This window comes from Acetobacter sp., from assembly GCF_047721705.1.
In the GTDB taxonomy this organism is placed as follows: Bacteria; Pseudomonadota; Alphaproteobacteria; order Acetobacterales; family Acetobacteraceae; genus Acetobacter.
The window spans coordinates 1-10,949 of record NZ_JBDNXK010000099.1; the positions used below are offsets into that span (position 1 = coordinate 1).

Genomic DNA, 10,949 nt, shown 5'->3' on the forward strand with positions numbered 1-10,949 from the left:
ATATTAAATATACTGCAAAATCAGAATGATATACCACTAATTTTGGATTATTTATCAAGCCAAAACGGCACCGGCAGTTCTTTGGAACGCAGGAATTCCGGATTGAAAAGTTTGGATTGATACCTTGCGCCACCATCACAGAGAATGGTCGCAATCCGGTGTCCCGGCCCGAGGCGCCGCGCTACACGAATAGCAGCAGCGATGTTGATTCCTGATGAGCCACCAATAGAAAGACCTTCATCAATCAGGAGACTGTAAATCTGTTCAAGTGCCTCAGGATCTGGAATTCGCTCGGCATCGTCGATAGGGGCGCCTTCCAGATTAGCCGTTACTCGTGATTGGCCGATGCCTTCTGTAATAGAAGAGCCGCTCACAGAAAGATCATTATTTTTTACCCAGCCATAAAGACCAGATCCTTCAGGATCGGCGAGTACGATCCGTGGGCGTTTCACACCTATTTTCTGTGCACAGTCATCAAGTCCGAATGCGATGCCCGCCAGAGTGCCTCCCGTTCCGCACGCACAGGTAAACGCATCCACGCGTTCATCCATCTGGGTCCAGATTTCAGGCGCTGTCGTGTGGCGGTGTCCTTCGCGATTGGCTACGTTATCAAACTGATTGGCCCAGAAAAAACCGTTCTCTTCCGCAATGCGCTGTGAAACATGCACGTAGTTGCCCGGATCACGGTAAGGCTTGGCCGGAACAAGTCGCAGATCGGCACCGATCATGCGAAGAAAGTCAATTTTTTCACGGCTTTGCGTCTCGGGCATGATGATGATGCATTTATAGCCACGCGCATTCGCCACTAACGTTAAGCCAATGCCGGTATTGCCAGCCGTTCCTTCGACGATCGTGCCGCCGGGTTTCAGCACGCCACGCTTTTCAGCGTCTACAATAATGGCGAGAGCGGCTCGATCCTTCACTGAACCGCCTGGATTCATAAACTCGGCTTTTCCGAAAATCTCGCATCCTGTTGCCTCGGAAGCTCGCTTGAGACGAATCAAAGGAGTGCCGCCGATGGCGCCGGGCATATCGGGGGAAATGGTGGTCCAGCCGGGAAATGACGACGTGGAGGATGTCGAGCTCATTCTGTGTGCCTTTCTTCCTGTTGAGATTGGGGCTAGCGCGTGTTGCCCTCACATGCAATCTGCTTTGCAACAGAGGCGCACTCCTGAAAATATGGATGTGCGATTGTTCTTAGAGTTGAGCGGTTGGAGTTTTAGGTAGGATGGTTAAAGACGTGAGCCCACGCGAGACGTGGAACGCTTTGGGAGAAGGCACGAACGCCTGTCTCATTGATGTGCGGACACCAGAGGAATGGCAGTTTGTCGGAGTCCCAGATCTTTCCTCCATTGGGCAGAGAATTTACACGATCAGCTGGCAATTCCTGGGGGGCTTGGTGAATGGACGGTTTGCCGACGAGCTGAAATCTGCCGGTATTGAGCCTTCGCAGCCTCTTTATTTCATCTGTCGTTCAGGAGCCCGGAGCGCCTCTGCCGCGCTTGCGGCGCGACAGGCTGGTTTTGGAACGGTTTTCAACGTTGCAAGTGGTTTTGAAGGACCGCTGAATGAAGAAAGCCATCGAGGATCTGTCTCCGGCTGGAAAGCCGAAGGCTTGCCGTGGCGTCAAAACTGACAGCTAGCCGGAGATGCGGACCTGAATGCCTCCCTTATTGGCCAGCATCAGGCTCTGTTTCAGCGTCGTACACCACTTCGAGGACGGCACACCACGGATAACGGGAATCGTAGCTGTGCCCATCCGCTGACGCGATAGCCCCATTTGCGTCTGTTGGCACATGCGTCAACGCCACAGCATCGTCGATATTGCCACCGATGATGCTCAATTGATGCCCAAACGGCTGCCCATTCTGGCCCGTCGCTACGACAATCCCGCAATGGGCCGGAAATCCGAACGAAGTTGGCAGGCTGGAAAAGCGCACGGATTTACTGCCACCACGTCCTGTGCAGATGAGATCACCCAGTTTGGGGATGTAGCTTGCAGGGTCATGGGCGCGCAGGCCGGTTGATTGCCCGGATGCAGCGGCATTGATGTAGGTGGAGTGGTTGGGCGAGTAGGGGAAGCGCTCATTCGCGCCCGCTACGCGCATCACATAAGAAATGAAGGCAGCGGACCACGCGTAATGCCCATCGTGCTCAAAGGGGAAAATTCGCCCGTCAGCATCATATTTCCCACTCCATGATGATTCGGTTTCCTGCGGATCCTGACCGATCCACCAGTATTCGCCCACGCGTTGCCACAGGCCGGGAGAGCGTTCTGGTTTTACGCTTGCCGTGGTCGGTTCAGGCCGGAGTTCCGGGTCATCGTCATTGACCGGCATTCCGAAAAGGCGCCATTCGCGCATGGCGATCGCGACGACATCCTGACGATTGAACGGGGTGAAGTTTCGGCTGGCGAAATCTGGAACATGAGAATCATAACCCAGAGGTCCGACGCTATTGCGATATTGCGCGACAGGTGTCTGCACCGGAGTAATTGATCGAACAGGCTGTTGTGCACAGGATGTCGCAGCTAAAGCTACACACAACATGACGGCTTTTCTGGTCATTGTCTTGGCCATTTACCCACCAGAGCTTCCTCTGGTTCTCCCGCTCGATAAAACACTGCTTTCGCCGCAATCTGTTACCGTGGCAAGCAGTTGGAATTGTTTAACGCCAACTGCCCGCGAGAGGAAGATGCCCCCACGTGAGGCTGATTCTCTTTTGCCGCATCCTGCGAGATGATCTGAGAGTCAGTTTGTGTGTTCAGGAAACAGGGAACGCAGCCCTTCGGCGCTGGCGTCGGAGCGCCCCCGCTCGGTGATGAGGCCTGTCACAAGGCGGGCAGGGGTGACATCAAAGGCCGGGTTAGCCGCGTTACTGGTTTCTGGTGTTATGCGGACAGTCTGGATTGTGCCGTCTGCGGCCTGACCTGCAACCAGTGTGACCTCTGTGGGGGAGCGTTCTTCAATCGGGATCTCCCGGATGCCATCCGTCACACGCCAGTCGATGGTTGTCGAAGGGAGGGCAACCCAGAATGGAACCGCATTGTCGTGTGCAGCCAGCGCTTTTAGATAAGTGCCGATCTTGTTGGCGACATCCCCTTGAGCCGTGACGCGATCAGTCCCCACAATTACGAGGTCAACCTGACCGTGCTGCATCAGGTGGCCACCAGCATTGTCCACAATCACGGTATGCTGGACGCCATGGCTTCCGAGCTCCCAGGCGGTCAGCGCCGCACCCTGATTGCGCGGGCGTGTTTCATCCACCCATACATGAACGGGCAGGCCTTCATCATGGGCCATATAAATAGGCGCAAGAGCAGTTCCCCAGTCCACAGTCGCAATCCACCCGGCATTGCAATGCGTCAGAATATTGATGCTTTCGCCATTTTTCTTTGTTTTTGCGATGTCACGGATCAACTCCAATCCATGACGACCAATGGCTTCATTTTGCGCGACATCTTCATCACAGATACGACCAGCTTCCGCATAGGCCTCAGCCCTGCGATCTTTCTCGGGCACTTCACGAAGTTTGGCGAGCATGCGCCCGAGCGCCCACCGCAGATTGATGGCCGTCGGGCGGGTGTTCGCCAGCATGGAGGCATTCTGCTCCATTGAGGCATCGCTTGGATCTTTATCAAGAGCCAGAGCAAGGCCATAGGCCGCTACTGCCCCGATCAATGGTGCGCCTCTAACCTGCATTGTGACGATCGCCTGCGCGACTTGGTCGACTGTTTTCAGGTGGAGTATTTCGAGAGCGAAAGGCAGCTTGGTTTGGTCAAAAATGCAGACGCTGCTTTCGTCGGTCGGATCGACCCACACACTGCGATAGGCTGTGCCGTTTATTTTCATGATGCGCCTGAATGGTTGAAGGAGAGGAGATTGTGGGAAACATTTAGCGAAACAAAAGCACGTTCACAAACGCAAATATGATTGCGCGCACATCGTTTTACACCGTCGGGTGATTTTATGAATGCGATGTGCGTATAGGGAATGGGTGGCATCTCTTAAACGGAAAGATATTTTCTATAATTCTTATTTCTGAATGTTTTTGAAATTTTAAAGAGAGTTTTTAATTGATGCATTCAGATTCTTTCGAATGGAAAGAGTGGGTGTTATTCTTTATTACAAAAAAGACTTCTTCGATATTGCAAACCCAATAGCCAATCTATATTGGCATCGAATTAATTGGCGTGGAAACTGTCTGTATCGCTGAGGCAGATCGCAGAGGGTGGAAGAGCTTTCAGATCGTTTTATATAACCATCACTGTTTGTAAACAGGCTGATGGAGCTGACAAGGTAAGATAAAGGTATGGCTAGAAAACCTTCAGGTAAAGAAACAAAAGTTTCTTCTTCGGCTGCCAAGCCGGCGCCGCGCCGCAAGACCGGAACGACCGCAGCTACACGCGCTAAACTCGTAGTCGAGGAGCCGGTAAAAACACGCACGCGCAGCAAAGCTACCGCCACTGCGAAGGTTGCCGCTCCAAAAGCAGCAACACGGAAAGCTGCACCTGCCGCAACGACCAAGGTGTCGGCTCCCAAGGCCCGCGTCCAGAAGAGCGTTGAAACCAAGACCCGGTCCAGAGTGAGCCCGAAGGTTACCGCCACCAAAAGTGCAGTAAAGGCCTCAACCCGTAAGGAAGCTGCTCCAGTCAAATTGTCTGCGGTAGAAAAACTGCGCATCACGCAGGCTACACGGAAGCAGAAGCGTCTGGACCGTCTGGCAGCAGAAAAAGCCGAAAGTGCAGCAGCTGCACCCCGTCGGGCTGCTTCTCGAAGCAAGACAGCTTCCAAGCGTGCCAGTTCGCGCGGCTGATGATTGAAAGAAAGCCGCCCTTTTGAGGCGGCTTTCTTGTTTATCCAGCAGCACCTTTAGGGGTGAGTGCTTCTTATGTGTCAGGCGTGCCTTTTGTAGGCTTGTCCTGCGGTGCCAGTGAGTGAATTGAAACGGCCATTCTTGCCGTAGTGCGGTTGGTCCTGCGAGCGCGTGATCGCATTTGTCAGCAGTTGAACGATATGCGACTGGGCTATCATGGCCCTTTTTAACAGAGCTCGGTTCTCTTCAAGGGTTGTTTCAAATTTCTGAGCGGCAGCCAGTAGGTCTTCCGAGCAACATCTGTCTGTAGAATTTTCTTTTTCGCAATCGACCGAGAGACTGGCTACGCGGTTGAGCAAAGATTCTTTTCTATTGAGGTAGGCATTTATTATAGCGATATTGCCGCTCGCAATATTGCTGTTCTCTTCTTCCAGAAGGGCGGTCGTTTCCTCGATAACAGTCAGAGCATTTTCCATTATTTTTTGCCTTCCTGCATTTTAAGCATCTGATGATAAAGCGAAGGAGCAAGGCCCAGGCCGCCGTTGTTCTCGATCTGTTTGGACATTTCCGTAGTTAGCATGGGCTTGAAGCTGCTTTCACCTACGCCGCCACCGAAAAAACCCTTCGAGGTATCGACCGTGTCAAACATGGGTTGCAGCATCTGACCGATTGTCATGGATTCAAAATCCGTGGCCGCTTTCCATAGTTTTGGATCGATGTTGGAGGATGCGGCCGTTGTTTGCGGCACATTATAATCGACGGCTGACAACGTATTTTTCACGATTTGGGTCATCGGACTTCCAGATCAGCTTGTAAGGCACCATCTGCCTTGATGGCCTGAAGAATTGAGATCATGTCGCGTGGGCCAACGCCTAGTGCATTCAGACCGGAAACCAGTTCACTAAGCGTCGGGCCATTTCGCAGAATGCCAAGCTTGGCATTGTTGCCATTGTTGACGTTGATGGATGTTCTGGGAGCCACCGTGGTTGTGCCATTCGACATTGGCCCGGGTTGTGAAACCTGAGGTGTTTCCGTGACCTGGATCGTCAAGTTGCCTTGAGCGATAGCCACAGTACTCACGCGAACATCATTGCCGATCACAATGGTGCCGCTTGCGTCGTCCACCACGACTTTTGCGAGGGTATCGGGTTCGACCATTAGATCTCCGATGCGCGACAGGGATTCCACGCTGTTTCGCGTCGTCAGATCGAGTTCAACGGTGCGGGGGTCGGTCACCGTCGCGATATTGGCGCCGATACGGGAATTGATCGCCGCAGCTATTCTGCTTGCGGTCGTGAAGTCGGGGTTTCGGAGTGAAAGGTGCAGATGCTTTTTGTTGACGAGATCAACAGGCACCTCTCGTTCGACCACGGCTCCGTTGGCAATATGGCCGTTGGTCGGGATATTATGCACTATGGAAGCAGCCGCGCCGCGGGCACTGAAGGCATTGGTCGCCAGAGATCCTTGCGCGACAGCATACACTTCGCCGTCAGCGGCCATGAGGGGCGTGACGAGGAGCGTGCCTCCCGTCAGATCCGTCGCATCGCCCGTGGCGGAAACCGTCACGTCGATTCGACCACCACCATGTGAAAAAGGAGGGAGATCAGCTGTGACCATCACAGCGGCCACATCATGGGTCTGAAGCTGGATTTCACGATCGCGGATATTCACGCCCAGACGGTTGAGCATGCTGATCAGCGTTTCACGGGTAAAAAGAACGTTAGTCAGTTTGTCGCCGGTTCCATGCAAGCCGACAACAAGCCCGTATCCAATCAGCTGGTTTGTTCTTACCCCCTCAAAATCGGCAATATCCTTAACGCGAACGAAGGAAGCGTGAGCCGGAAAGGACTGAAGTAACAGGCTCACAACAAGTCCGAACGCCGATAACTGACGCCAGATCGCTTTAACCTTTGTTGTAGTCCCGTTGAAAAAAAGACTCATTCTGCTCTTTGCCGCTCGTCAATAATTCTGAGGCAGAGTATCGGCGCGAAGAGCAAATATTTTCTGAACAAACGCGGCCCGTCTGATTGTGGTGAGCCAGTTCGCTTAACAAAACGATCCTTGCCGTCCACGCACAATGAGGATGAGTGAAATGAGAGGCATCAACTCTCTGGGGCCCATAACACCCCGCAAGACGACGCGCCGAAACCGGGCCGGAGAGCCGACAACTGCGTTTTCTCTGCCTGAAGAAACGCCGGAAGCCACTCCTGTCACATCTTCTGTTCCGGTAGGGCGGGCGCTGCTCGATTTGCAGGAGGCAGGCACTTCCGACCTCTATCAAATGGAGCAGGAGATAACGCGCTGGAGCGATAATGCCTTGGGATCGCTCAGAAAGCTTCAGGTAGCCCTTCTGGAAGGCGGAGAAGTATCTCAACAGTTATTGAATGAACTGGATACTCTATGCAGCAACCTTCCGGAAGGTGATGCTGGCGGTCTTTCTAGTTTGGCCAATTCCATTCAGGTTCGGGTCGCCATTGAAACGGCTCGGATGAAAAAAAATAAAATCCATGACATGGATCAAGAAGGGGCGGATTCAGAAGGTATTTGATGCTTTTTGTTTCGTGGTTCCGGGCCATATCTGCTCCCGTCAATTGGAACTTGGCTCGAACGCTTCGCGCCGCTATAAGCCGCGAAATCGTCAGGGGTTGAGCCTCACGAAACGGAGACGCGGACCATGTTAACACTTCCTCCAGACTATAAACCGTCTGAAGACGAAGAGTTCATGAATCCCTTGCAGACGGAATACTTCCGCCAGAAGCTGATAAAATGGCGGGCTGACCTTCTGAAGGAATCAGGTGGCACATTGGCGAGCCTTTCCGAGGGCGGCATACACGAGGCGGACGTCACGGATCGTGCCAGTGTGGAAACCGATCGTGCGCTTGAGCTGCGGACACGGGACCGCGCCCGCAAGCTGATTGGCAAGATCAATCAGGCTCTTCTGCGAATTGAGAACGGAACTTATGGTTTCTGCGAGGAAACGGGCGATCCGATTGGGCTGAAACGTCTGGAGGCTCGTCCTATCGCAACGCTTTCCATTGAAGCGCAGGAACGCCATGAACGTATGGAAAAGATTCACAAGGACGACTGACTCTAAAAAGTTTTGTTCTGATGGATTTCGGGGGTTGCCGACCAGACGTGTAAATTGTAGGAACCCCCGCAGCGCTGCTGTAGCTCAGTGGTAGAGCACTCCCTTGGTAAGGGAGAGGTCGCGAGTTCAATCCTCGCCAGCAGCACCAGTTTCTTTGCGTTTTATAAAACGCATCAGCCATGACATTTCGCGAAATGGCTTTGATTCTCCACTATCTCCCAATAGAAACCGATCCGCTCATGGCGGTGAAAACGCGGCGTCTGGTGTCTGAGAAGTCTCTTTCTCATTCCTGCTTGAAGACCCGCCGCTTGCAAGGCCGTTACTTCTCTTGTCGACAGGGCTACGTGACCATTTGAACGATAAAAATATATCGGCGCAGTCGGTTGCCTGCGCCGATATGCCTGCAACGACACTTCCGGAAGAAAAACGGGGACTTCTCGGCGCGTTTCTCCTGTTCATGTTGCCAGTGCTGCTCGATTGCGTGCTGCAGTCACTCTCCGGGACAATCAGCAACATCTATATTGGTCATCTGCTGGGTGCGAAGGACCTCGCCGCCGCCAGTACTTTTTACCCGCTTTTGCTCGTGCTGGTCTCCTGCGGTGTAGGGCTGGGCACGGGAGCCAGTGTGCTCGTCGGACAAAAATGGGGAGCGGGGGCCTTCGATCAGGCGAGAACTGCGGTTGCCGCAGCCATTTCGCTTTCCATTGTTTTTGGTGGAGCGATCGCCATTTTTGGCCAGTGGGGCGTCATCCCCATGCTGTGGCTGTTCAGCGTGCCCACCGAAATTGCCGGGCCAGCTGAAGCCTACTGCCGGATATTTCTTGCAGGCACGCCCGCACTGGTTCTGCTCATCACCGTTGCCATCACCTTGCGGGGAGCGGGGGACAATATCCGTCCACTGGCAATGATGGGTGTTCAGATTCTGATCTCCATCGTTGCGACACCCGTCCTGATCGTCAGTCCCCTGGGTGTGTCCGGTGCCGCCGTCACGGGTATTGTGGGATGGATTGTCTCGTTGGTGTTTGTCGGGTGCTGGTTGAGAGTGTCTCAACACCCGCTTGCCCCATGCCGCGCAATGATGCGCGAACTGCTGCCGGCTCCAGTGGTTCTGCGTTCCGTGGTCCGATTAGGTTTTCCAGCGATGATTGAGATCGCCACTCAGGGGCTTGCCGAGGTTATTCTCGTGGGGCGCATCAATAGCTTTGGCCCGGACATGACGGCGGCTTACGGGCTGTTTACCCAGACGCTCACCTATATCGAATTCCCCGGCATGGCCGTTGGCATCACGGTTTCGGTTCTGTGTTCCCATGCGATCGGCGCAAGGCAGCCTGGGCGCGCTCGTGCAGTGCTTCGGGTTGGCTTTATTGTCGGATTGATGGTGACGGGACTGTTGGCCAGCATCGTGTCGTTTGAACCAGCCTGGGTGTCGGGGCTGTTCACTTCAGATCCTCAGGTGATGATCATCGCCAATCATGCGTTTCGCGCGGTCATGTGGAGCGCGGTCCTTCTCTCGCTAGGGGGAATTCTTGGTGCGGCGATGCGGGCGAATGGCGATACGATTCCCCCGATGGCCATCATGCTTGGTTGCATTCTGATGATTGAACTTCCGGCCGGCTATCTCTTTGCAAAGACGTATGGAGCATGGGGTGTCTGGCTGGGATATACGGCCAGTTTCTCTTCAATCTTTCTGGCCAGCGCATTGTACTGGCTTCTTATCTGGCGTCATCGTCCTCTCACGCCTATTGGGTAAGTGTTGTTACTGCCTCATAATTCTTGGTAAGACTTCGTTAGCGAAGGTTCCCGCGCGTGACAGTGGTTGCGTGCCAGATTGAGAGGCACGAAGGTCTTGGTTGCAAAAGAGATCGTCGACCCGATGGAGCAGAATGACGTCTCCTTGCGCCAGAAATTCATGCAGGTCGTTGTGCCTGTGGCGACGGTGGGCCTCATCCTTATCGCCATCACAGGAATTGGCTGGCACTCTTATCGGACAACCCGCGCCGGTGTTCTGAAGCTCACCCACACCCTTCTGATGTCCGTCCAGCGCTATGTGGTGCAGGATGTAACGAGCTATCTTGGCGCAGCGACCGTCGGTGGTTCATTTGCACAAGACTTCATCAGTCACGCTCCACCCAGTGTGGCAGCCAATGCATTCTATGCTTACGGCTCCACCATGCTGCGTCTAGTGCCGCAGATTCAGTCGTATTATCTCGGCGACCAGAATGGCGGGTTCTATCTTGTCGAGCGCAGTCCGGATGGAAGCGGTCTTGAACGGACGAAGCTGATCACGAAGAACAATCAGCTGATTTTTCATCATGATTTCTACGACAAGCAGGGAAAGCTTATCCGTTCGGACGAAAATACAGCGGATAATTACGATCCCCGGACGCGGCCATGGTTTCAGAATGCCGTGCAGGCGAAGGGATTCTCCTGGACAGCGCCAACAATCTATCAGAGCACCAAGCAGCTCGTCATAACGGGTTCAGTTCCGCTTGTGGGTGTGGACGGTGTGCAGCGCGTTTTCGCGATCAGCGTCTCGCTGAATCTTCTCAGCAAGTTTCTGGATGAACTGAAGATCAGCGCGAACGGCAACGCCATGATCCTCGACAAGGATGGCCACATTATAGCCGGACACGGCTTTGATGGCGTGGTGGCCCGTTCGCATGGCGACCCATCCAAGATGGTGCTCGATCCCCAGACACAGGGGACTTTCCGCCGCATTTACGACATCTATCGCGTGAGGGGCTCCGGTTCTCATCCTTTCAAGCAGAAAGGTGATAACTACATCGGGATGGCGCAGGTTCTGCCGTCCTCCGATGGTTGGGTGCTGCTGATCGTGGCGCCAGAGAATGATTTTGCCCAGTTCGCCCGGCAGAGCGGTAAGGAGAGCATCCAGTTTTCCGGGATCATTATCGTGCTGGCGGGTATTCTCGCCGGTCTGCTCGTTCGGCAGGAGAGAAGAGCGGAGCGTGTCACACGACAGCTCTCCCTTGAGCGCCAGCAGACAGTTGTCCAGACGACCGCGCTGGAACAGGTTGCTCTTTCCCCC

At 53.9% G+C, this 10,949-nt stretch carries 12 protein-coding genes and 1 tRNA gene; 7 read left to right on the top strand and 6 right to left on the bottom strand.

The window, feature by feature from the left end:
* Positions 1-47: 47 nt before the first annotated feature.
* The gene (locus tag ABF824_RS13670; protein ID WP_415489559.1) at positions 48-1,088 is read right to left on the bottom strand and encodes a cysteine synthase A; all 1,041 of its coding nucleotides are present in this window, start codon (positions 1,086-1,088) and stop codon (positions 48-50) included.
* Positions 1,089-1,240: 152 nt separating this feature from the next.
* Between ABF824_RS13670 and ABF824_RS13675 the strand changes: the two genes are divergently transcribed.
* Entirely contained in the window at positions 1,241-1,636 is a 396-nt protein-coding gene (locus ABF824_RS13675; RefSeq protein WP_415489560.1) for a rhodanese-like domain-containing protein, read from the top strand.
* Positions 1,637-1,670: 34 nt separating this feature from the next.
* Here the strand turns inward: ABF824_RS13675 and ABF824_RS13680 are convergent, their stop codons facing one another.
* Together ABF824_RS13680 and mtnA are read right to left on the bottom strand one after the other, a co-directional pair.
* Positions 1,671-2,567 (bottom strand): DUF2272 domain-containing protein, encoded by an 897-nt coding sequence (locus tag ABF824_RS13680; RefSeq protein ID WP_415489570.1) that lies wholly within the window; start codon positions 2,565-2,567, stop codon positions 1,671-1,673.
* Positions 2,568-2,750: 183 nt separating this feature from the next.
* Positions 2,751-3,851, bottom strand: coding sequence for an S-methyl-5-thioribose-1-phosphate isomerase (mtnA, locus tag ABF824_RS13685; RefSeq protein ID WP_415489561.1), 1,101 nt, complete (start codon positions 3,849-3,851; stop codon positions 2,751-2,753).
* A gap of 460 nt (positions 3,852-4,311) precedes the next feature.
* Between mtnA and ABF824_RS13690 the strand changes: the two genes are divergently transcribed.
* On the top strand, positions 4,312-4,815 hold the full coding sequence (locus tag ABF824_RS13690; RefSeq protein ID WP_415489562.1) for a hypothetical protein: 504 nt from the start codon (positions 4,312-4,314) through the stop codon (positions 4,813-4,815).
* An 80-nt stretch (positions 4,816-4,895) separates the two neighbouring features.
* Here ABF824_RS13690 and ABF824_RS13695 read toward each other — a convergent pair whose 3' ends face one another.
* From ABF824_RS13695 to ABF824_RS13705, 3 genes are read right to left on the bottom strand one after another with little or no spacing between them, the layout of a single operon-like run.
* Complete coding sequence (locus tag ABF824_RS13695) at positions 4,896-5,291, bottom strand: flagellar protein FlgN (protein WP_415489563.1); 396 nt, start codon at positions 5,289-5,291, stop codon at positions 4,896-4,898.
* A complete protein-coding gene (locus tag ABF824_RS13700; RefSeq protein ID WP_415489564.1) occupies positions 5,291-5,608 on the bottom strand; it encodes a rod-binding protein in 318 nt (105 codons plus the stop codon). Before ABF824_RS13700 ends, ABF824_RS13695 begins: the two co-directional genes overlap by 1 nt.
* On the bottom strand, positions 5,605-6,756 hold the full coding sequence (locus ABF824_RS13705) for a flagellar basal body P-ring protein FlgI (RefSeq protein ID WP_415489565.1): 1,152 nt from the start codon (positions 6,754-6,756) through the stop codon (positions 5,605-5,607). Before ABF824_RS13705 ends, ABF824_RS13700 begins: the two co-directional genes overlap by 4 nt.
* A gap of 151 nt (positions 6,757-6,907) precedes the next feature.
* On the opposite strand from ABF824_RS13705, the gene ABF824_RS13710 reads away from it, so the two are divergent.
* The 5 genes from ABF824_RS13710 to ABF824_RS13730 all read left to right on the top strand — a co-directional run.
* On the top strand, positions 6,908-7,363 hold the full coding sequence (locus ABF824_RS13710) for a flagellar assembly protein FliX (RefSeq protein WP_415489566.1): 456 nt from the start codon (positions 6,908-6,910) through the stop codon (positions 7,361-7,363).
* 126 nt (positions 7,364-7,489) lie between these two features.
* Positions 7,490-7,903, top strand: a complete 414-nt coding sequence (dksA, locus tag ABF824_RS13715; RefSeq protein ID WP_415489567.1) for an RNA polymerase-binding protein DksA — start codon at positions 7,490-7,492, stop codon at positions 7,901-7,903.
* Positions 7,904-7,976: 73 nt separating this feature from the next.
* A tRNA-Thr gene (locus ABF824_RS13720) sits at positions 7,977-8,051 on the top strand.
* A 204-nt stretch (positions 8,052-8,255) separates the two neighbouring features.
* Positions 8,256-9,653 carry an MATE family efflux transporter gene (locus ABF824_RS13725; RefSeq protein ID WP_415489568.1) on the top strand — a complete coding sequence of 466 codons (1,398 nt, stop codon included), beginning with the start codon at positions 8,256-8,258 and terminating at the stop codon, positions 9,651-9,653.
* 96 nt (positions 9,654-9,749) lie between these two features.
* Positions 9,750-10,949 (top strand): cache domain-containing protein (locus tag ABF824_RS13730; protein WP_415489569.1); only part of this gene is annotated, 1,200 nt, incomplete at its 3' end.

Coding starts and splice junctions, on each gene's coding strand:
- ABF824_RS13680 (WP_415489570.1), bottom strand. CDS start 2,567: ATGACCAGAAAAGCCGTCATGTTGTGTGTAGCTTTAGCTGCGACATCC.
- mtnA (WP_415489561.1), bottom strand. CDS start 3,851: ATGAAAATAAACGGCACAGCCTATCGCAGTGTGTGGGTCGATCCGACC.
- ABF824_RS13705 (WP_415489565.1), bottom strand. CDS start 6,756: ATGAGTCTTTTTTTCAACGGGACTACAACAAAGGTTAAAGCGATCTGG.
- ABF824_RS13700 (WP_415489564.1), bottom strand. CDS start 5,608: ATGACCCAAATCGTGAAAAATACGTTGTCAGCCGTCGATTATAATGTG.
- dksA (WP_415489567.1), top strand. CDS start 7,490: ATGTTAACACTTCCTCCAGACTATAAACCGTCTGAAGACGAAGAGTTC.
- ABF824_RS13695 (WP_415489563.1), bottom strand. CDS start 5,291: ATGGAAAATGCTCTGACTGTTATCGAGGAAACGACCGCCCTTCTGGAA.
- ABF824_RS13670 (WP_415489559.1), bottom strand. CDS start 1,088: ATGAGCTCGACATCCTCCACGTCGTCATTTCCCGGCTGGACCACCATT.
- ABF824_RS13690 (WP_415489562.1), top strand. CDS start 4,312: ATGGCTAGAAAACCTTCAGGTAAAGAAACAAAAGTTTCTTCTTCGGCT.
- ABF824_RS13710 (WP_415489566.1), top strand. CDS start 6,908: ATGAGAGGCATCAACTCTCTGGGGCCCATAACACCCCGCAAGACGACG.